At 70.7% G+C, this 20,978-nt stretch carries 21 protein-coding genes; 11 read left to right on the forward strand and 10 right to left on the reverse strand.

Annotated features, from left to right (window positions below; all coding sequences use genetic code 11):
* Positions 1-288: 288 nt before the first annotated feature.
* On the forward strand, positions 289-2,142 hold the full coding sequence (locus tag Vau01_RS52105) for an anthranilate synthase family protein (protein ID WP_204008879.1): 1,854 nt from the start codon (positions 289-291) through the stop codon (positions 2,140-2,142).
* Between the two features lies 1 nt (position 2,143).
* Here Vau01_RS52105 and Vau01_RS52110 read toward each other — a convergent pair whose 3' ends face one another.
* Entirely contained in the window at positions 2,144-2,875 is a 732-nt protein-coding gene (locus tag Vau01_RS52110) for an alpha/beta fold hydrolase (RefSeq protein ID WP_204008881.1), read from the reverse strand.
* Between the two features lie 54 nt (positions 2,876-2,929).
* Between Vau01_RS52110 and Vau01_RS52115 the strand changes: the two genes are divergently transcribed.
* The 5 genes from Vau01_RS52115 (at position 2,930) to Vau01_RS52135 (ending at position 9,215) form a co-directional block, all read left to right on the forward strand.
* The gene (locus Vau01_RS52115) at positions 2,930-4,051 is read left to right on the forward strand and encodes a helix-turn-helix transcriptional regulator (RefSeq protein WP_204008882.1); all 1,122 of its coding nucleotides are present in this window, start codon (positions 2,930-2,932) and stop codon (positions 4,049-4,051) included.
* 159 nt (positions 4,052-4,210) lie between these two features.
* Positions 4,211-5,296, forward strand: a complete 1,086-nt coding sequence (locus Vau01_RS52120; RefSeq protein WP_204008883.1) for a LacI family DNA-binding transcriptional regulator — start codon at positions 4,211-4,213, stop codon at positions 5,294-5,296.
* A 9-nt stretch (positions 5,297-5,305) separates the two neighbouring features.
* The gene (locus Vau01_RS52125) at positions 5,306-5,467 is read left to right on the forward strand and encodes a hypothetical protein (RefSeq protein WP_204008884.1); all 162 of its coding nucleotides are present in this window, start codon (positions 5,306-5,308) and stop codon (positions 5,465-5,467) included.
* A gap of 161 nt (positions 5,468-5,628) precedes the next feature.
* Positions 5,629-8,181, forward strand: coding sequence for a glycoside hydrolase family 9 protein (locus Vau01_RS52130; RefSeq protein ID WP_204008885.1), 2,553 nt, complete (start codon positions 5,629-5,631; stop codon positions 8,179-8,181).
* 80 nt (positions 8,182-8,261) lie between these two features.
* Positions 8,262-9,215, forward strand: a complete 954-nt coding sequence (locus Vau01_RS52135; protein ID WP_204008886.1) for a mechanosensitive ion channel family protein — start codon at positions 8,262-8,264, stop codon at positions 9,213-9,215.
* Positions 9,216-9,450: 235 nt separating this feature from the next.
* Here the strand turns inward: Vau01_RS52135 and Vau01_RS52140 are convergent, their stop codons facing one another.
* From Vau01_RS52140 to Vau01_RS52160, 5 genes are all read right to left on the reverse strand, one after another.
* A complete protein-coding gene (locus Vau01_RS52140) occupies positions 9,451-10,677 on the reverse strand; it encodes a serine/threonine-protein kinase (RefSeq protein WP_204008887.1) in 1,227 nt (408 codons plus the stop codon).
* 51 nt (positions 10,678-10,728) lie between these two features.
* Positions 10,729-11,409, reverse strand: a complete 681-nt coding sequence (locus tag Vau01_RS52145) for a dTMP kinase (RefSeq protein ID WP_204008888.1) — start codon at positions 11,407-11,409, stop codon at positions 10,729-10,731.
* 59 nt (positions 11,410-11,468) lie between these two features.
* Positions 11,469-12,224, reverse strand: coding sequence for a hypothetical protein (locus tag Vau01_RS52150; RefSeq protein ID WP_204008889.1), 756 nt, complete (start codon positions 12,222-12,224; stop codon positions 11,469-11,471).
* A 51-nt stretch (positions 12,225-12,275) separates the two neighbouring features.
* The gene (locus tag Vau01_RS52155; protein ID WP_204008891.1) at positions 12,276-12,863 is read right to left on the reverse strand and encodes a hypothetical protein; all 588 of its coding nucleotides are present in this window, start codon (positions 12,861-12,863) and stop codon (positions 12,276-12,278) included.
* A 206-nt stretch (positions 12,864-13,069) separates the two neighbouring features.
* Complete coding sequence (locus tag Vau01_RS52160) at positions 13,070-13,711, reverse strand: hypothetical protein (protein WP_204008892.1); 642 nt, start codon at positions 13,709-13,711, stop codon at positions 13,070-13,072.
* Between the two features lie 142 nt (positions 13,712-13,853).
* Between Vau01_RS52160 and Vau01_RS52165 the strand changes: the two genes are divergently transcribed.
* Together Vau01_RS52165 and Vau01_RS52170 are read left to right on the forward strand one after the other, a co-directional pair.
* Positions 13,854-14,870, forward strand: coding sequence for a YihY/virulence factor BrkB family protein (locus Vau01_RS52165; protein ID WP_204008893.1), 1,017 nt, complete (start codon positions 13,854-13,856; stop codon positions 14,868-14,870).
* 110 nt (positions 14,871-14,980) lie between these two features.
* Entirely contained in the window at positions 14,981-15,346 is a 366-nt protein-coding gene (locus Vau01_RS52170) for an STAS domain-containing protein (RefSeq protein WP_204008894.1), read from the forward strand.
* Positions 15,347-15,416: 70 nt separating this feature from the next.
* Here the strand turns inward: Vau01_RS52170 and Vau01_RS52175 are convergent, their stop codons facing one another.
* Entirely contained in the window at positions 15,417-15,806 is a 390-nt protein-coding gene (locus tag Vau01_RS52175; RefSeq protein ID WP_204008895.1) for an SSI family serine proteinase inhibitor, read from the reverse strand.
* Between the two features lie 137 nt (positions 15,807-15,943).
* Complete coding sequence (locus Vau01_RS52180) at positions 15,944-16,150, reverse strand: hypothetical protein (protein WP_204008896.1); 207 nt, start codon at positions 16,148-16,150, stop codon at positions 15,944-15,946.
* A gap of 44 nt (positions 16,151-16,194) precedes the next feature.
* Between Vau01_RS52180 and Vau01_RS52185 the strand changes: the two genes are divergently transcribed.
* Positions 16,195-16,851 (forward strand): HAD family hydrolase, encoded by a 657-nt coding sequence (locus tag Vau01_RS52185; protein WP_204008897.1) that lies wholly within the window; start codon positions 16,195-16,197, stop codon positions 16,849-16,851.
* Here Vau01_RS52185 and Vau01_RS52190 read toward each other — a convergent pair.
* Both Vau01_RS52190 and Vau01_RS52195 read right to left on the reverse strand, forming a co-directional pair.
* Complete coding sequence (locus tag Vau01_RS52190) at positions 16,838-18,121, reverse strand: cryptochrome/photolyase family protein (RefSeq protein WP_204008898.1); 1,284 nt, start codon at positions 18,119-18,121, stop codon at positions 16,838-16,840. The genes Vau01_RS52185 and Vau01_RS52190 overlap by 14 nt on opposite strands.
* Positions 18,122-18,133: 12 nt before the next feature.
* Positions 18,134-19,084 (reverse strand): phytoene/squalene synthase family protein, encoded by a 951-nt coding sequence (locus Vau01_RS52195; protein ID WP_204008899.1) that lies wholly within the window; start codon positions 19,082-19,084, stop codon positions 18,134-18,136.
* Between the two features lie 125 nt (positions 19,085-19,209).
* Between Vau01_RS52195 and crtI the strand changes: the two genes are divergently transcribed.
* Positions 19,210-20,691: a phytoene desaturase family protein gene (gene crtI / locus Vau01_RS52200; RefSeq protein WP_204008900.1), complete on the forward strand. Its 1,482-nt coding sequence runs from the start codon at positions 19,210-19,212 to the stop codon at positions 20,689-20,691.
* Positions 20,684-20,978 (forward strand): NUDIX domain-containing protein (locus Vau01_RS52205; protein WP_204008901.1); only part of this gene is annotated, 295 nt, incomplete at its 3' end. The genes crtI and Vau01_RS52205, both read left to right, overlap by 8 nt.

Here is a 20,978-nt window from a genome sequence, read left to right on the forward strand (position 1 = left end):
GTTTCACCAGGGGGGAACCACCATGAACAGCTTCAAGTGGGCCGGTCCGACGTTCACCGGCAAGTGACCCGACACATAACCGCTCCTTCGGGGGCAACAGGACGCGGGTTGGTGCCCGACGCCTCCTCGGCGGGCACCAACTCGTCGCTCTCGTCCGCTACGATCACCCGCATGACCGCGCGTTGTAACCAGTGGTGGCCCGCCTAAAGGCGGCCATCCTTCGCGCGTAGACAATCCACGCGGCCGCCGAAAGGCGGCCGTTTCGCGTTTCTCCGTCGCGGCGCCGCCTTGAGGCGGCCCCGCAGCCAAGGGAGAAACCCGGTGATTCCTCAATCTGGCCCGTTCGCGGTCGTCCGCCGCGCCGGCCGCGCGCTTGTCGAAATCTTTCAAGGTGACGTCGTGAGCGTCGCCGAGCTGGCCGACATCCCGATCGGCGCCGGGCCGGGGCCGTCGACGCTGGCGCTGGTGCCCTACCGGCAGGTGGTCGAGCGCGGTTTCGAATGCGTCGACGACGGCGCGCCGCTGGAGTGTCTGCGCATCTCGTCCACCGCGGAGATCGCGCTCGACGAGTTGCTCGCCGAGTTGCCGGCCGACCCGCCGGTGCTGCGCGACGGCGCGTTCGACATCGACGACGACGGCTATGCCGCGCTGGTCGGCGAGGTGTTGTCGGAGGAGATCGGGCGGGGCGAGGGGTCGAACTTCGTCATCCACCGGGTGTTCGAGGCGTCGGTCGACGGCGATCCGGTGCGCGCCGCGCTGGCGGCGTTCGCGCGGCTGCTGCGCAACGAGCGCGGCGCGTACTGGACGTTCTGCGTGCACACCGGCACCCGCACGCTCGTCGGCGCGACGCCGGAGCGGCACGTGAGCGTCGAGGACGGTCTCGTGATGATGAACCCGATCAGCGGCACGTTCCGCCACGGCTCCGGCTTCTCCGAGACCGACCTGCTGGCGTTCCTGACCGACCAGAAGGAGATCGACGAGCTGTACATGGTGCTCGACGAGGAACTGAAGATGATGGCGGTGGTCGCCGAGGGCGGCGGTCAGGTGATCGGGCCGCAGCTGGCGGAGATGGCGCACCTCTGCCACACCGAGTACCTGCTGGCCGGGCGGACCACGCTCGACGTCCGCGCCGTGCTCCGCGAGACGATGTTCGCGCCGACCGTGGTGGGCAGCCCGATCGAGAACGCCTGCCGGGTCGTGGCGCGGCACGAACGCCGGGGCCGCGGCTATTACGGCGCGGTGCTGGCGCTGCTCGGTCACGACGACGCCGGCCGCCAGACGTTGGACGCCCCGATCCTCATCCGGACCGCCGAACTCAGCCCGTCCGGGCACCTCCGGATCCCGGTGGGTGCCACGCTGGTCCGCCACTCCACGGCCGACGGCGAGGTGGCCGAGACGCACGCCAAGGCCGCCGGCATCATGCGGGCCTTCCAGGGCTCCGCGCCGCCGGCCGTCCCGGTCGAGATCAACTCCGACCGGGTCCGCGCCGCGCTCGCGGCCCGGAACCGGCACCTCGCCCGGTTCTGGCTCGATCAGCGGCCGGCCGATCCGGCCAGCGGTGCCCGGGTGCTGATCGTCGACGCCGAGGACACGTTCACCGGCATGCTGGCGCACCTGTTCCGGGCGCTCGGGCTGGCGGTCGAGCGGGTCTCCGTCGCCGCGGCCGTCGGGCTGGACCTCGACGGGTACGACCTGGTGGTGGCCGGCCCCGGTCCCGGCGACCCGCGCAGCCGGGGCGACGCCCGCGTCGACGGGCTGCGCACGCTGGCCCGGCAGCGGCTCGCGTCGGGGCGGCCGCTGCTCGGCGTCTGCCTCGGGCACCAACTGGTCAGCGGCCTGCTCGGGCTGCCGCTGCACCGCAAGGACGGCACCTACCAGGGCACCCAGCGCGAGATCGACTTCTTCGGCCGCCCGGAGCGGGTGGGCTTCTACTCGACGTTCCTCGCCGTCGACGCCGATGGCCCGGTCGACCCGACCATCGAGGTCAGCCGCGACCCGGTGACGCGCGAGGTCTACGCGATGCGCGGCACCGGGTTCGCGAGCGTCCAGTTCCACCCCGAGTCGGTGCTCACCGAGCACGGTGTCGACCTGCTCGGTGAGCTGCTCGACCATCTCGGGATCGGCGCGGCCCGCCTGGTTTGACCTAGTACGCCTTGTTCAGCAGGTCGGCCAGCTCGGCCGGCTTGCTGAACATCGGCCAGTGCCACGTGGGCAGTTCCTCGTACGTCCACCCGTCGCCGGCCATGTGCCGGAACATCGGTGCCTGGGCGGCCATCGCCTCGGTCTGCGCGATCGTGAACGACGAGAGGATGCCGAGCCGCGGGAACCGTTCCCACGCGCCGGTCAGCGTCACCGGCTGGATCGCCGACGCCCACGGCTGGGGCACCGAGCGCTCGGCGAGCGCGGCCAGCGCGTCACCGTCGACGCCGCGGACGTCGGCCGCGAGCGTCGCCCAGGGCGGGGGCGGCAGCCGCCAGCCGTCGCCGTACTCCTGCACGACCTTCTCGCTGCCGGCCCGCTCCTCCGGCCCGGCGAAGTCGGCCTGCGCCGTGCCGTCGGGCAGCGGCCCGGTGTCGACGTACGCCAGCGCCCGCACCCGTTCCGGCACCCGGTCGGCGGCGCCGGTGGTCACCAGCCCGCCGTAACTGTGCCCGACGAGCACCACGTCGGTGAGGTCCTCGTACCGCAGCAGGTTCACCACGTCGGTGATGTGCGTGTCGAGGTTGGTCTCCGGCGTGGCCAGGTGCGCCCGCTCACCCAGCCCGGTGAGCGTCAACGGATACACGTCGTGACCGTTGGCCCGCAGCGCCTGCGTGATCGGGCGCCATGCCCACGCGCCGAGCCAGAAGCCGGGGACCAGTACGTATGTCGTCATGCCAGTCACGCTAGTGTGAATACCGGACAGGATCCGCCCGGATTCGGAGATTATTTGACCAGACCCACCGCACGGGTGCTCGCCCTGCTGGAGATCCTGCAGACCGGCGGGTGGTTCACCGTGGGAGAGCTGGCCGGGCGCCTCGGCGTCGACGAGCGCACCGTCCGCCGGTACGCCACCCACCTGACCGACCTCGGCATCCCGGTAGGCACCCGGCGCGGCCGGTACGGCGGCTACCGCCTGTCCCCGGGCTTCAAGCTGCCACCCCTGATGTTCACCGACGACGAGGCGATCGCGGTGACGCTCGGGCTGGTCGCCGGCGAACGGATGGGTCTCGGCGGCGGGGCGTTCACCGGCAGCGCCCTGGCCAAGGTGCGCCGGGTCCTGCCCGACGCGGTGGCCGGCCGGATCGAGTCGCTGCTGGCCACCGCCGACTTCACGGCCCTGCCCCGGCAGGCGGCACCGGCCGGTTCGGAGGTGCTGCTCACCCTCGCGGCGGCCGCCCGCGACCGGCACCCGGTGCGGATCACGTACACGTCGTGGGCCGGCGGGTTCGGTGATCGCGTGCTGGAGCCGTACGGGCTGGTCTTCCACTCCGGCCGCTGGTACGCGTCGGGTCACGACTCGGCGAGCGGCGAGGTGCGTACGTTCCGGCTCGACCGGATCACCGCAGCTGAATCGATTGAGGGATCCTTCGAGGTACCCGACGGCTTCGACCCGACCGGTCATGTCCTGGCCGGGCTGGCGTCGGTGCCGTACGCCCACGAGGTGGTCGTGGTGCTTCGGGCCACCCTGGCCGAGGCCCGCCGGCGCCTGCCGAGGGTGGTGGGCGACCTGGCCGAGGTGGAGGGCGGCGTGCGCCTCACCATGCGGGCCGAACGCCTCGACGGCGCCGCCCGCATGCTGGCCGGCCTGCCCTGGCGCTTCACGGTGGAACGGCCCGCGGCATTGATCGACGAGATCCGCACCCTGGCCGCCCAACTCGTCGAGGACGCCGGCCACGCCAGCGGCGGCTCAGTCCCGGCGGACGATTCCGTACGCGACCCCCACGGCGATCGCGATGCCGATGGCGGCACCCATGACCCCCGCGAACCGGTGGAGCAGCACCGCGGCCCCGACCCCGCCCACGACGCCGAGGACCACGCCGACGACGAGCCGGACCCCCCGCCCGTCTGACCCCGCGGACCCCCGACCGCTCACCATGATTTTCTACCCGCCACCAGGGGAGATAAGCGCGGTAATTGCGATCACACCGCTGATCTCTTGCCGGCCGGAAGCCGCCGGGTCTACTGTATCGATACAGAAGGACAGTACGGCACAAAGGAGGTGGTTCGGATGGCGGCGACACTCCAGACGATCGCCGACGCGGTGGGCGTCTCGCGCAGCACCGTCTCGAACGCCTACAGCCGTCCCGACCAGTTGTCGCCCGACCTGCGCGCGCGCATTCTCGCCGCGGCCGAGCGGCTCGGGTACCCCGGTCCCAACCCGTCGGCGCGGTCGCTACGGCGCGGCAAGGTCGACTCGATCGGCGTCCTCCTCACCGCGAACCTGTCGATCGCGTTCCGCGACCCGTACGCGGTGTCGTTCCTGCGCGGCCTCGCCGAGGCGGCCGAGCGGCGGCGCAACTCGCTGCTGCTGATCCCGATGCCGCGCCACGACATCGAGGGCTCGCTCGAGGCGGTCCGCAACGCCGCGGTCGACGCGTTCTGCGTCTACTGCGTGCCGAACTGGACCGGCGCGCTGGAGCTCATCGCCGCCCGCGGGCTGCCCGTGGTGTCCGGCGACGACCCGGAGCTGCTTCGGGACGAGCTGCCGCAGGTCGACGGCATGCTGGGCTTCGTCGGCATCGACGACCGGGCGGCGGCCCGCAAGCTCGCCGCGCACGTGGCCGGGTTCGGGCACCGCCGGGTGGCGATCGTCGCGCACTGGGCGACCGACGACGACGTCACCGGCCCGGTCGACCTCACGCCGGAGGACCTGCGGTACTCGGTCAGCGGCGAACGCACCCGCGGCTACCGCGACGCGTTCGCGGCCGCCGGCGTGCCGTGGAGCGACATCCTGCTGATCAACGCGATCGAGAACGACCGCGCGGCCGGCCGGGACGCCTCGGCGCACGCGCTCGACCGTCTGGATCGATCCACGGCCATCATGACGACGTCCGACGTGCTCGCCCTGGGCGTGCTGGACGCGCTGAAGGACCGCGGCCTCGAGCCCGGTCGCGACGTCTCGGTCACCGGGTTCGACGACATCCCGGAAGCCGAACTGGCCGGGCTGACCACGATCCGCCAGCCCAGCTACGAACGGGGCCGGATCAGCGGCGAACTGCTGCTGAACCCACCCGAAGACCCGCAGGCCCGACGCCGGGTCCTGCCCACGACGTTGGTGGTCCGGAAAACGACCGGCCCCGCGCCCGTCTCCTAGGAGGACACGATGAACCCGCAGGCCACGATCCTCGCCGTCCAGCTGACGCGCCAGCGCGCCAACTCGGCGATGCCCGACGCCCCGGTCCTGCCCGACACCGAGCCGAGGACCCGTCTACGCACCCGGACCGCGCGCGCCCTTCGCCGCGTAGCCGACCGCATGGACACCTAGCGCCTCCCGACCGGCGATCTTGGACTCCCGTACACCGGGAGTCCAAGATCGCTGTGCATTTGGGGGGTGGGAGCAGGGGTCGCGGGCATTGACAGGGGTCATCCTGCCGCGAAACATTGCTGGGAGCGCTCCCACAACCCCGCCGCCCAGGGAGGCCCTACTTGAAGAAGAAGCTCGTCTGCGCGTCGCTCACCGCCGTCCTCGCAGGGGCGCTGACCAGCGCGCCGGCCCTGGCCGAACCCGGCCCGGAACAGATCGTCAACGGCACGTTCGACACCGGGCAGACCGCCCCGTGGTGGTCGACGGCCAACGCTCCGATCGCCGTCACCAACGGCGAACTGTGCGCCGAGATCCCGGCCGGCGCCCCCAACCCGTGGGACGCCATCCTCGGCCAGAACGACATCGACCTCGTCCAGGGTGAGGGCTACCGCCTCGCGTTCACCGCGCACGCGAGCCGGCCGGTCAACCCGCGCACGCTGGTGCAGTTGAACGCCGACCCGTGGCCCACCTCGCTCGACACCCACCCGGCGATCACCACCACGCCCAACACCTTCGAATACTTCTTCACGGCCGGCATCACCACGGCCAACGGACAGTTCGCGATCCAGGCCGGCGCGCTCGGCGCCGCCTACACGCTGTGCATCGACAACGTCAGCCTCACCGGCGGCGTCGAAGAACCGCCGTACGAACCCGAGACCGGGCCGCGCGTGCGCGTCAACCAGGTCGGCTACCTGCCGAACGGCCCGAAGCGGGCGACGCTGGTCACCGACAGCGCGTCCCCCGTCCCCTGGCAGTTGAACCGGGCCGGGCAGCAAGTGGCCGCCGGCACCTCGACCCCGGCGGGCGCCGAGCGCACGAGCGGGCTCACCGTCCACACGATCGACTTCAGCAAATACACCAGGGCCGGCACCGGCTTCACCCTGACGGCCGACGGTGAAACGAGCCACCCGTTCGACCTGTCAGCGAGCGCATACGACCAGCTCAAGGTCGACTCGCTGAGCGTCTACTACCCGTGGCGCAGCGGCATCGCGATCGACAACGCGATCGCACCCGGCTACGGCCGGCCCGCCGGGCACGTCGGCGTGGCGCCGAACCAGGGTGACATCAGCGTGCCGTGCGCGCCGGGCACCTGCGACTACTCGCTCGACGTCTCCGGTGGCTGGTACGACGCCGCCGACCACGGCAAGTACGTGGTGAACGGCGGAATCTCCGCCTACCAGGTCATGAGCAACTTCGAGCGGACGAAGACCGCGCGCACCGCCCAGGCACCCGTCCAACTGCGGGTGCCGGAAACCGGGAACGCCGTTCCGGACGTGCTCGACGAGGCCCGCTGGGAACTGGAGTTCCTGCTGAAGATGCAGGTGCCGGCCGGCAAGCCGCTCGCCGGCATGGCGCATCACAAGATCCATGACGCCGAATGGACCGGAATCCCGCTCTACCCGCACCTCGACCCGCAGCCCCGGTACCTGCAGCCGCCGTCGACCGCCGCGACGCTGAACCTGGCCGCCGCCGCGGCACAGGCCGCCCGGATCTACGCGCCGTACGACCCGGCCTTCGCGGCACGGGCCCTGACCGCCGCGAAGACCGCCTGGGCCGCCGCCAGGGCGAACCCGGCGATCTACGCACCCGGTGGCGGCGTCGGCGGCGGACCGTACGACGACACCGACGTCACCGACGAGTTCTACTGGGCCGCCGCGGAACTGTTCATCACCACCGGCGCCGCCGAGTACCGCGAGGCGGTCCTGACGTCACCGCACCACACCACCGACATCTTCACCGACCGCAGTTTCAGCTGGCAGAGCGTCGCGATCCTGGGCCGGCTCGACCTGGCCACGGTTCCGAACAACCTGCCCAACCGCAACGAGGTCAAGGCGAGCGTGATCGCCGGCGCGAACAAGTACGTCACCGCGCAGCAGAACAGCCCGTGGGGCCTCGCGTTCGACCCGGCGAACAACATCTTCGACTGGGGTTCGAACAGCACGGTGCTGAACAACCTCGTGGTGGTCGCGACCGCGTTCGACCTCACCAACGACCGTCGCTACCGCGACGCCGTGATCGAGGGCATGGACTACATCCTCGGCCGCAACGCGCTCAACCAGTCGTACGTGACGGGGTACGGCGAGCAGCATTCGCAGGCGATGCACAGCCGCTGGTTCGCCAACTCGGTGAACCCGGACATGCCAAAGCCGCCGGTCGGCAGCATCGCCGGCGGTCCGAACTCCACGCCGTCGACGTGGGACCCGGTCGCCGCCGGCAAGTTGCCCGGCTGCGAGGCACGCCCGCAGTGGTGCTACATCGACGACGTCGGATCGTGGTCGACCAACGAGATCGCGATCAACTGGGGCGCGGCGCTATCGTGGGTCGCGGCGTTCGTCGCCGACCAGGACAACGGCGGCGCGGCACCGGCGAACGGTTCCTGCAAGGTCACCTACACGCCGATCGAGGTGCCGGGCAGCCCGTTCCTCGCGGTCGTCACGGTCACCAACACCGGCAAGGCGCTGCGTGACTGGTCGCTGGAGTTCGCGTACAGCGGCGGGCAGAAGGTGGTCGCGGCCATCGGCGCCACCGAGGTACAGGTGGCGGCGTCGGTCACCCTTTCGGGTGGACGCCTGAAGCGCGGCCAGACGGCGGTGGTCGGCCTGGTGGCGACGAACAGCGGTGGACTGGCGAACGCGTCGCCCACGTTGTTCAAGCTGAACGGGGGCACCTGCTAGGGCGTACCGTTTGCTCGATTCGGGGTGGGGGTAAGGCGCAGGCGAATGCGCCTTACCCCCTCGAATCCCCGGAGACCCCCATGACGGACATCCTCGCCTCGTCCACTGTGGACGTTGAGGGCGGCCTCAGCGACATGCTGCGGAGCTTCCTCCTCTTCCTGCCCAAGGCTCTCCTCTTCCTGCTGATCCTGGTGATCGGCTTCCTGGTGGCCCGGGTGGCCCGCCGTCTCACCGACAAGGTGCTCGAACGCGTCGGGTTCGACCGGTGGGTGGAGCGGGGCGGCATCCGCGCCGCGCTCGCGAAGAGCAAGTACGACGCCAGCGACATCGTCGCCAAGCTGGTCTACTACGCGATCCTGCTGTTCACGCTGCAACTGGCGTTCGGGGTGTGGGGGCCGAACCCGGTGTCCGACCTGATCTCCGGCGTCGTCGCGTGGCTGCCGCAGGCGTTCATCGCGATCATCATCGTGGTGGTGGCGGCGGCGATCGCGGCGGCCGTGAAGGACCTCATCGCCAACGCGCTCGGCGGGCTGTCGTACGGGCGGCTGCTGGCGAACGTCGCCTGGATCTTCATCATCGGGCTCGGCGTGATCGCCGCGCTGAACCAGATCGGTGTTGCCACCACCGTCACGACGCCGGTGCTGATCGCGGTGCTCGCCACGGTTGCCGGTGTGATCATCGTCGGGGTCGGTGGCGGCCTGGTGCGGCCGATGCAGGGCCGGTGGGAGGCGTGGCTCGACCGGGCCGCCGCCGAGTCGCAGGCCATCGCCGCGCACGCCAAGGCCTACCAGGCCACCCAGGCGACCGCCGCGCCGGCGGCGGCTCCGGCCGAGCGGGCGCCCGACCGGGCGGCCCCGGTGTACGCGACCGGCACCGCCGCGACACACCCGGCAACCCCGGTCGACCACCTGAGCGCCGTCCAGCGCCCGGCCGCTCCCGCCGCGCCGGAGCCCACCCAGCCGGTCCCGCCGACCCAGCGCCCGATCTCCGACCAGCCGACCCAGGTGATCCCGCCGACCCGCGACCCCGAGTAGCCAGGTGACCGCCCAATCACCGCGCCTTCGGCGCGGTGATTGGGTACCTGTGCGGCGCAACCGGCGACGAAGGGGCACCGGTTTCTGTGACTGACGGGCAGCCTTTCTCACCGTTCGGCGGGCTCGGACGCGGCATCGGGGCTTGTAGCCTTGTTGCGTGACCAGTGCAACATTCCGACCGATCACGCGTGACATCGACTGGGCGTCCCCGGCCGCCTGAGCGCGTTCGCCAGCCCTAGGGCTCCTTCGACTTCTTCGGCTTCTTGGACTTCGTCGGCGACGTGCCGGTCGGAGCATCGCTCTGACCGCCGTCGACCCCGCCGTTCACACCGCCGTCGGCACCGCCCGTTCCAGTGGGCGGCACGGCGGGAGCCGGTGTCCGGCCCGGCGTCGGCTCGCTGACCGGCCGGCTCGCATCACCGCCGGCCGACGGCGATCCGCCGGTGGCCGACTGGCTCGATCCGGCCGGCGCGTCCAGCCGGTTCAGGTGCCCGCCGCCGGCTCCCGACGCGAACGCCACGGCGACCGCCAGCCCGATCGACACCGCGCCGAGGAGCACCGCCCAGCGGCGGCGACGCTGCGGGCGTCCACCCGATTCCGGCGCGGACTCGGCCGGGACCGCCGGACGCACCGCGACCACCGATCCGGCCCCGCCCACGAGACCCAGCAGCAGTTCCTGCGCGGTCGGCCGGCGCTCGGTGTCCCGCTCCAGGGCGGCACCGACGAGTTCGGCGACCGTGCCCGGAACCCCGCCGAGGTCGGGCTCCGCGTTCAGGATGCGCCACGACCGGGTCATCGTGTCGTCGCCGCCGAACGGGTGCCGGCCGGTGGCGGCGTACGCGATCACGCAGCCCCAGGCGAACACGTCCATCGCCGGCATCGGTTCGCGGCCGCCGAGTTGTTCCGGCGAGGTCCAGCCGAGGCTGCCCATCACCACGCCGGACTGGGTGAACCCGGTCGCGGTGGCGAGCGTGCGGGCGATGCCGAAGTCGATGATCCGCACGCCGCCCCGGGTGACGACGACGTTGCTCGGCTTGATGTCGCGGTGCACGAGGTCGCAGTCGTGTATCGCGGTCAGCCCGGCGGCCAGGCCCACCGCCACGTTGTGCAGGGTGGACGGGTCGAGCGGGCCCTCGTCGTCGACCAGCCGGCTCAGCGGCGGCCCGTCGAGGTACTCCGTTACCAGGTACGGGCGATCATCGTGGACGCCGGAGTCGCGCAGCGCCGCCGTGCAGTGCTCCGGAACGCGGGCGGCCAGCTGGGCCTCCCGCGCGAACCGGTCGCGGAACTCGGCGTCGGCGGCCAGGTGCTCGTGCACCAGTTTGAGCGCCACGTAGCCGCCGGGCTCGCCGGCGAGATAGACCGTGGCCATCCCGCCGGCACCGAGCCGGCCGAGAATGCGGTACCGCCCGATGCTTCGCGGGTCGCTTCGGAGCAGGGGAGTGCATCCGGGCGAAAGCATCCGGCCAGTGTGGCCAACGACGTTGCAGTATGCAAATACCCGAATTGATCCTTACGGCGCGACGAGCGGCCCGACGTCGGCGCCGGGCAGGCCCAGGCGGGCGGCGACGGCCAACCGGAGATCACGCTGAACCGACGCAGCGTCGCGATCGGCGTCGATCACCACGAACCGCTCGGCCTCCGGAAGTGACCGGTACGCCGCGTCGGCCGCGGCCAGGTAGCCGAGGTCCTCGTGGTCGTAGCCGCGCGTCTCGACCCGGGTCCACGCCCGGCCCGGTGTGACGGCCAGGAACACGGTGAGGTCGGGCTCGCGGAACAGGCCGTACAGGCGGCGGGCGCGGCGCTCGCGGCGACCCGGGTTCGTCGGTGCGGTCAGGTCGGCGTGGGCCCGGATGCTGGCGTACTGGCACCAGGAGTAGCGGTCCATCACCGCGATGTGACGCCGCACGCGCGACCGGATCAACGCCCGGGCGATCGCCATCCATCGAAGGACGGACTCGACGAAGAGCATGCCGCCGACGCCGAGCAGCGCCTGCGCGTCGGGACGGCCGAAGAACTGGGCGAGCCGGCCGAACCAGCGCCGGCCACCGGCGTTCTGCCAGTAGTCGGCGGTGTGACCGGCGGCGGTGAGCCACTCGGCAAGGAGGTGGGCCTGCGTCGTCTTTCCGGCGCCATCGACGCCGATGATCGCGACGACGGCATGTAATCGGCCTGGGGACCCCTTCGTGGTCACCGATCAACGGTAGCGTCGCGGCGCCACCCGTTAGACCCCGAAAACGTGCCGCCTGTTGGTCAGACGGCCAACCGCCAGTAACCCCACGGGTTGTAGAAGAGGTCGTCGTCGCGGTAGCGGGTGCACGCCCGGTGCCGGAGCACCCGGCGCGGGCTGTCGGCCTGCAGGCCGAACGTGTCGCCGTCGCGGATCCGGGCCGAGCCGCGGTCGATCAACAGGTAGCGGGCCAGGCCGTCCATCCACTCCAGGCCGCGGTCGTCGTCGGCCGCGGTGATCTCGACGTCGGCCTCGCCCATGAGGTGCAGGCCGCAGCTGTAGTAGACGAGGCCGCTCGACAACGGCCGGCGGACGAACGCGGCGTACAGCGGCGGCGCCTGCCCGGCCCGGTCGGTGGCCGCCGCGGCGACCGAGGCGAGGTGCAGCCAGCGGTCGCGGCCGTGGGCGATGCCGCTGCTCTCCGACTTGGCGGCGGTGCCGCCGTTCTGGAGCAGGGCCGCGACGACGGCGAGCATCCGCCGGGTGACGGCGAACCCCTCGTACGAGGCGGCCGACGGCCCGAGAATGTAGGCCACCGACTGATGGTCGGCGACCGCGGCCCGGTCTTCGTCGGTGAAGCTCGGTACCACCAGGTCGGCGGACACCTCGAACGCTTCCGCCATCCTCGGATCGGGATCCCGCTGGGAGTAATCGGCGTCGAGGTCGAACCCCGGCCCACCGACCTCGGCAACGATCTCGGCACACTTGTCGAGATCGAGGTCTGCCCCCACGACGCACATGACGTGCTGCGAGCTGAAGGTGTCGACCCCGCTGGTCATGGCGCGGACGGTAGCACGCCCGAACGGCGCGTGAGGTGCGGAAACGAACAGCTAATCAAGGCGCGCGACGGCCGCCCGGGCTATCTTCTCGGTCTCGGCGACATCGACCCCGGGTATCCCGAAGTGGATCAGAATGCAGACCACGGATCCCTTACGCACCAGCATCATGTAACCACCGAGGGTCACGTTCAGGTCGGGACTGGTACCGGCGGCGTCCAGCTTCAGCGCGACGCTCTCGTCGCCGAGCGCGGGCAGACCGGCCTCGCTCAGTTTGATCGTGAACGACCCCTGCTCGTCGGTCTCGGTGAAGCGGTCGCACAACTCGGGCAGTTTCCGGAACGCCGACACCGCCGCCCGAACCGCGACCTGATTGCCGCTGCTGAGCAGTTCCTCCTGGAGGAACGGCCCGTAGTCACCCTTGCCGAACTCCACCCGGGCGGAACTGGCCGCGACGCGACTCAACGCGGGCGCGCCGCCGCGCAGCTGCTCGAAGACGTCGGCACACGGCGACGCACCCGCACCCTGACCCCCGTCGGCGGACGGCGCGGACGGCGCCGGCGCGGACGGCTGCAACACGTACCCGGCGGGCAGATCCTCGACCCGGAGCAGAGCCCCGACGAGCTCCCCCTGTGAACGCACAGCCGGCGCCATGGCCCGCGTTACTCCGGACTCGCCGGCGGCTGTACACCCCCCACCCGCCAGATAGAGGGCTCCAACTGCCACAACAACGGAGAGCCATCGCACCATCACACAATGCTACCGGTGACGCACGGTACGGGCCGCAACCGGCACGGGTTTCGGGCGGACCACTTGCGGAGCGGTCCGCCCGAACCCCGAACCAGGAACTACGCCGGCACGCTCCACATCGCGGAGAACGCCGCGGCTTCCCCGGCGAGCCACCGCTCCACCTCGGCGGCGCGCTTCGGATCGCCGTCGGGCCGATGCACGACGCCCCGCCGCACGTCGACGATCACGGCCTCGGCGTGCGGCAGCACCTGCTCCATGTAGCGATCCATGAGGTGGAACGTTGCCAACAGCGCCTCATCGGCCGGCGGGTCGGGGTCGAAGTAGAGCCGGACCGCCTCGGTGCGACCGTCGTCGTAACGGAGCGCCAGCTGAGGGTTGATCTTCACCGGCAGGGCGCCGACGACGGCCAGCGCATCACGCGATTGGGCAAGGTGCACCCGAGCCGGATCACCCAGTGAGTCCAAATAGGACAGTGCGCCCGGCAGCAGCGCCTCGTACAGCGGACGCCACCGTGGCTTGACGTCGTTGACGACCTGGGTGAGGTGGGTTCCCGGCGTACGCCACTGAATGTCGGTCTTCAGCGCCTTGATCAGTGAACCATGTGGATTGAAGCCGGTTTGGCTGAGGCGTTGCCGCCGCAGACCGCCGACGAACGAGGCCTTTGCGGGGCCACTGCGACCCACGTACCTGGCGAAGGCGAGGAGGGTTGCGTAGGGGGCCGGAGACTCGGTGACGGGCATGTGCGATCCTTCCGCAGCGACCCTGATTCGTACACACATTCTAATCGATGAGCGCCACGATTGCGACGCTGATCGGCTACGGCGGGTTAGTTGGCACTGCTGACGGGTAGGCCGAAATCCGCAGGTAGAACGAGGAGTCACGATGGCCTTGAGATCGAAGAGGAACGACGCGCAGGCGTCCGAAGACCCACTGCAACCAGACCTTCCGCCCGAAGAGGAGATGCCGGACAAGCCGGTCGAACTCGGTGGACGCGGCTGGTGGAACACCCTGAAGCGCACCGTCCAGGAGTTCCAGGAGGACAACCTCACCGACTGGGCGGCCGCGCTCACCTACTACGGCCTCCTGTCGATCTTCCCCGGCATCATCGTGCTGCTGTCCGTCTTCAGCCTGGTCAGCGACGCGGACACCGCGACACGGGCGGTCGACGAGGTGGCGCCGGACAAGTACGCCGGCACGATCAACAAGTTCATCGACAACCTGCAGGGCGCGGAGGGCCACGCCGGCCTGCTGGCCGTCGTCGGCATCCTCGGCGCGCTCTGGTCGGCGTCCGGGTACGTGGCGGCGTTCATGCGTGCGTCGAACGCGATCTACGACGTGCCGGAGGGCCGGCCGATCTGGAAGACGATCCCGACCCGGCTGGGCGTCACGGTCGTGGTCGGTGTGCTGCTGGTGATCAGCGCGTTCATCGTGGTGTTCACGGGCGGCGTGGCCGAGCGCATCGGCGACCTCGTCGGGCTCGGCAAGGGCGCGGTGCTCGTGTGGGACATCCTGAAGTGGCCGGTGCTGGTGGCGATCGTGAGCCTGATGTTCGCGATCCTCTACTGGGCGTCACCGAATGCCAAGCAGAGCGGCTTCCGCTGGGTGTCGCCGGGCGGCGTCCTCGCGACGTTCATGTGGATCATCGCGTCCGCCGCGTTCGCCTTCTACCTGGCCAACTTCGCCAAGTACAACGAGACGTACGGGACGCTGGGCGGCGTCATCGCGTTCCTCGTCTGGCTGTGGATCTCGAACACCGCGGTACTCTTGGGCGCTGAGTTCGACGCGGAGCTGGAGCGCGGACGAGCCATCAAGGCGGGTCATCCCGTCGACGAGGAGCCGTTCGTGGAGCTGCGCGACACCCGGAAGGTGAAGAAAGGCCGAGACCAGGACCTGTCGTAAGTAAGGGCCCGTAGTCACGCTTTCCCGGCATCCCACGCCGACACCGACCCCTTCCCTGAGATTTGGATGGAGCCGGTGTCGGCGCGTGCCGCCAGACGGAAGGAACTGTGGTGGAGTTTTCGATCACGACCCGCCGGTTGTCCGGAGGAGTGGTCGAGATCGTCCCGCACGGGGAGATCGACCTGGAGACCGCACCCGAACTCCGGGGCGCGGTCGACGCGGCTTTCGCCGCCGATGAACCCGCTCTGATCAGGGTCGACCTGAGCGATGTCGTATTTGTCGACTCTGTGGGCATCAGCGCGCTGGTGGGTGGCTATCACACCGCTGCCATCCGGGGCACGAGGCTCGTGGTCACCGACCCGAGCGAGTTCGTCTACAAGCAGCTGTTCATCTCGGGTGTGGTCGGCCTCTTCGGCTCGCCGCGCCCCCGCACCCCGGCCGACGGCGACACGGAGAGCCCGGAACCCGTCGGCTGACGATCCAAGCGATGAGCCCCCCGCATCGAATGCGGGGGGCTCATCGTCTTTCCGGCGGCAGGGAGCTGACTCAGAGCTGGAACACGGCGCCACCCTCGGCACTGGTCCGGCAGTTGTTGCTGAAGGTCTCCGAGTACCGCACGGACTTGCCGTTCCAGCGGCCGACGACCTTCACCTTCACCGGCGCGTACTCCATCGTGCACATGATGTCGGCCGGGGTGATGTCGGCCGGGTTGCCGTGGGCGGCCGCGAGCGTCGCGCACGCCGCGGCGGCCGACTTGTGCGAACCGCCGACCGGGGCGCAGGTGAGCGTGGCGGTGCGGGGAGCGGCGTCGACCGCCTTGACCGTGATGGTCACCTTGCCGGCCGCGGGCGCCGCGGCGGCGGGCTGCGAGGTGAGCAGGATGCCGACGAAGGCGGCAGCGGTGGTGGCGGCGATGGCGATCATGTTGCGACGCATTGAAAACTCCCCCGTGTGCTTGTGACGCTACATAGCGTGACCGATCAGCACTCGGTTGGCAACCCGCTATCAACCTCTATGTCTGTTTTGCACCCACGATCTGGCCGAACGGATGACATGAAGGTGCGGACGGGGTACTAGCTCGGGTCCATTCCGGCCCGCCCGCGCGGGCTCTCCGCCTCCCGGACGCCCTCTGGGCCGCCGCTCAGTTCGCTCGCGTACGAGGTCGAGTCGTGCTCGCTGGCGAAGTCGACGTCCGGATCCGGGTCCTGGCCATCGGCCGACGACTGGAACGGCGCCGGCCCACCGGGACGGTGCCGGTCCTCCGGGTTGAGTTTGCTCATGACCTTCCGGATTGCCCGTAATCCAGCGGGGTAAACAGCGCGACATGGTTGCGGGTGTCCTCTTCGACGTCGACGGCACGCTCGTCGACACCACGTACCTCCACGCCGTCTGCTGGTGGCGGGCGTTCCGGCAGCACGACCACGACGTCCCGATGGCGCGCATCCACCGCGCGATCGGCATGGGGTCGGACAAGATTCTCGACGAACTGCTGAGCGCCGACCGCGACCGCGACAAGGACGACGAGCTGCGAACCGGACACTCGGCGCTCTACTCCCAGTACTGGACCTCGCTGCGTCCGCAGCCGGGCGCCGTCGAGCTGATCCGCGCCTGCGCCCGGAAGGGCCTCACGGTCGGCCTCGCGTCGTCGGCCGCGCCGCCGGAGTTCGCGGTGCTGCGCCGGGTGCTCGACGTCGACGACGTGGTGGCCGGTGCCACCAACTCCGGTGACGCCGCGGAGAGCAAACCCGATCCGGACATCGTGCAGGCGGCCCTCGACCGCACCGGCCTGAGTGCCGACAGCGTCGTGTTCGTCGGCGACGCGGTCTGGGACGTCTACGCCGCCGGCAAGCTGTCGATACCGTGCGTCGGCCTCACCTGCGGCGGCATCAGCGCGGCCGAGTTGCGTGACGCCGGCGCGGTGGCCGTCTACGCCGACCCGGCCGAGCTGCACGGGAGCATCGAGCGACTCAGTCGAGGGTGAGCGGCTCCGGATACTTCACGGCCCGCCGATCGGCCTCGTCGAGGTCCCACGGCGTGTGGACGGCCTTGCCCGGCACCGAAGCCAGCTCCGGCACGTAGCGACGCACGTAGTCGCCGGCGGGGTCGAACCGCAGCGCCTGCCGAACGGGGTTGAACCGCCGGTACGGGCGGGTGTCGTTGCCGGTGCCGGCGACCCATTGCCAGTTGCCGTAGTTGTTGGCCACGTCGGCGTCGAGCAGGTGGGCCATGAACACCGCCGCGCCGTCGCGCCAGTCGACGCCGAGGTGCTTGGTGAGATAGGACGCGGTGAGCAGGCGGGCCCGGTTGTGCATCCAGCCCTCGTCGACCAGTTGCCGCATCCCCGCGTCGACGACGGGCACGCCGGTCTGTCCCGCCTCCCAGGCCTCGAACGCGTGCCGGTCCTTCTTCCAGTTCTCCTCGGTGCCCGGCCGGTACGCCTTCGTGCGCAGGCCGGGGAACGCGTTGAGCACCTGGGCGTAGAAGTCGCGCCAGCACAGCTGACGGATGAACGGCTCCGCACCGTCCTTTTCCGACGCCGCGACCGCCAGATCGAGCGGTGACACGCAGCCGAAGTGGAGGTACGGGCTCAGCCGCGAGGTCCCGTCGCCCGGAAGGTCGTCGTGCAGTTCGTCGTACTCACCGACCGACCGCAACCACTCACGAACCCGCCGGCGGCCGGCCGACTCGCCGCCGGCCGCGAACCCGTTGCCGGAACCGGGTTTCGGCAGCCGGCCGACGCCGACGCCCGCCGGCATCGCGATGGTCCGTGGTGTGCCGACCACGTCGCGACGCTTCGCCGCCTGCCACGCGCGGTAGTACGGGGTGAAGACCTTGTAGTGGTCGCCGCCGCCCGGCTTCAGGTCTCCCGGCGGCACCACGGTGACGCCCGGGAACAGTTTCACCGACCGCCGGCCGGCACCCTCGACGAGGCGCCGCTGCCGCCGGTGCGCGTACGGGCTGACGTCGGCGGCGAGCGCGATCCCGTCGGCGTCGACCTCGGCCGCCAGCTTCAGCGTCTCCTCGACCGGATCGCCTTCCCGCACAACCAGATCGCCGCCCCGGCCCCGCAACGACTCGCGCAGATCGGCCAGCGACTCGACGAGGAACCGGTGCCGGTTGGGTGAACCCGGCACCGACGGGTCGAGCACGAACAACGGCACCACCCTCGCCGCCGTCTCGCACGCCGCGTGCAGGGCCGGATTGTCGTGCACCCGCAGATCGCGGGTGAAGAGCACGACGGCAGTGTCCATTGTGGAGCGTCCTTACAAGAGAGCCGCAAACGCCGCGGCGATGGGTGTACGGCCCGGATCGGCCGGACGGCCGGGAACGGAGACCGGGCGGCCGGGCCGGGTGGCGAAGCACCGCGCGGCGGTGAGCAACCGTTTGCGCTTCGGCACCACGGCGCGGCGGGCGAACACGTCGTAGTTCTGTTGCTCGATCTCGGTGAGGATCGCGCCGTAGACGCAGTACGCCGCGCGGATGCACGCCTGCGACGAGCGTTCCAGCATCGGGATTCCCGGCGCCGCGTCGGCGTAGTGGCGGCGGGCGCGCTGCACCTCGAACGCGATGAGTTCCCGGATGGGTGCGGTGGCGTGCCTGTTCGCGGCCGCCGCCGCCAGGTCGGCCTTCGTGAGGCCGAACCGGTCGAGGTCGGCCAACGGCAGGTACACCCGGCCGCGTTCGAGGTCCTCACCGACGTCCCGGATGAAGTTCGTGAGTTGGAAGGCGAGCCCGAGTTCGCGGGCCGGCCCGCGCGCCGCCACCGGATCGGACGACCCCAGGATCGGCAGCATCATCGTGCCGATCACGGCGGCCGAACCGTCCATATAGGACAGCAGGTCGTCGTAGGTCGCATAGTCCGTGACCGTGAGGTCCATGGTCATGCTGCGGAGGAACGCGTCGAAATCGTTCCGGTCGATGTCGAACACGGTGACGGTGTTCAGCACGGCCGGCAGCAACGGATCGTCGACCGGCGCACCGGCCAGACCGGACAGGAACTTCGCCGACCAGGCCGCCAACTGCGCGGCCCGCTCGGCCGGTGCCAGGTCGGCGGTGGTGTCGACGATGTCGTCGGCGTACCGGGTGAAGCCGTACAGCGCGTGCACGTGCGGGCGCTTCCACGCCGGCAGCAACTTCGTGGCCAGGTAGTAGGTGCGGCCGTGAACACGGTGCAGTTCTCGGCAGCGGGCGTAGGCGCTGGTCAAGGGTTCCACCGCAGCTCCAATCGACGCGCCAATCGACGCATCCGCCAATCTACGTTAAGCTCGGCCAAGGGGCCAGCCGAGTCGTCGAAACGTCATTCGGTCGGGAGTGCTGGTCCGGATGCGGATGGGCAGAAGTGCGACTGGTGAGCGGCCCGGCCGATCGAGTGGTGATCGTGGGCGCCGGCCTCGGCGGGCTGGCGTGCGCGCTGCGGCTGGCCGGCGCCGGCCGCGAGGTCACGGTGGTCGAGCGGGAGGCGCATCCCGGTGGGCGGGCCGGCCGGCTCGGTCTCGCCGGCTACGAGTTCGATACCGGTCCCACCGTCCTCACCATGCCCGACCTGCTCGCCGAGACGCTCGGTGCGGTCGGCGAGAACCTCGACGACTGGCTCGATCTCGAGCGCGTCGATCCGGCCTACCGCGCCCACTACCCGGACGGATCAACTCTCGACGTCATCGCCGACCCCGATCGCATGGCGGCGGAGATCGCGAGCGTCTGCGGCGGGCGCGAGGCCGACGGATACCTGCGCTTCGTCGCCTGGGCCCGGCGGCTGTGGCACCTCGAACGCGCCGACTTCATCGACCGCAACCTCGACACACCACGCGACCTGGTCACCGCCAACCTGCTCAGGCTGCTCGCGGCGGGCGGGTTCCGGCGGCTCCAGCCGAAGATCAACAGCTTTTTCCGGGACGCGCGTACGCGCCGGATCTTCTCGTTCCAGGCCATGTACGCCGGGCTCGCGCCGCACGACGCCCTGGCCCTGTACGCCGTCATCGCGTACCTCGACTCGGTGGCGGGCGTCTACTTCCCGAAGGGCGGCGTCCACGCCGTCGCGCGGGCACTGGCGGGTGCGGCCGAGAAGCACGGCGTTGTTTTCCGTTACGGCACAACGGTTTCCGGGGTCGCGACACGGCACGGGCGGGCCACCGGCGTACTTACTACGGACGGCGAACACATCCCCGCCGACGCCGTGGTGCTCAACCCCGACCTGCCGGTCGCCTACGAGACCCTGCTCGGCACGAAGCCGCGCCGGCTGCGGTACTCGCCGTCGTGCGTGGTGCTGCACGTCGGGTCCCAGCAGGGATACGGCCGGATCGCCCACCACAACATCCACTTCGGACGGTCGTGGCGCGGCACCTTCGACGAGGTCATCAAGCGCGGTGAGCTGATGAGCGACCCGTCGATTCTGGTCACCAACCCGAGCCGCACCGACCCGTCGGTGGCGCCCGCCGGGCGGCACTCGTACTACGTGCTCGCGCCGGTACCGAACCTCGACGTCGGCCCGTTCGACTGGCGCGGCGGTCTCGCCGAGCGGTACCAGGAGGATCTCGTCGAGACGCTGGAGCGGCGCGGCTACGTCGGATTCGGCGCCGGTATCGAGGTGAGCCGCATGGTCACCCCGGCCGACTGGGCCGAGCAGGGCATGGCCGCCGGCACGCCGTTCGCGGCCGCCCACTCGTTGTTCCAGACCGGGCCGTTCCGCCCCGCGAACGTCCACCCGACACTGTCCAATGTGGTCTTCGTGGGCTCGGGAACGACACCCGGCGTCGGTGTACCTATGGTCATCATCTCGGGGCGGCTGGCCGCCCAGCGGATCACGGGAGTTGTCGATGGATGACCGGGAGACCCATCTGGTCGAACTGGTTACCGACCGGGGTGTGCCCGCGGGTTCGGCGACGGTGACCGCCGCACACGCCGGTGCCGGCCAGTTGCACCGGGCGTTCTCGGTGCTGATCGTCGACGGCGCGGGGCGGTTCCTGTTGCAGCGGCGGGCCGCCACGAAGACGCGGTTCGCGGGTCGCTGGGGCAACGCGTGCTGCGGGCACCCGGCGCCGGGCGAGGACCTCTGCGCGTCGGCGGAGCGCCGGCTGGCCGAGGAGCTCGGGCTGCGGTCGGTGCCGTTGA

The sequence above is a fragment of the Virgisporangium aurantiacum genome (assembly GCF_016863635.1).
Taxonomy (GTDB): Bacteria; Actinomycetota; Actinomycetes; order Mycobacteriales; family Micromonosporaceae; genus Virgisporangium; species Virgisporangium aurantiacum.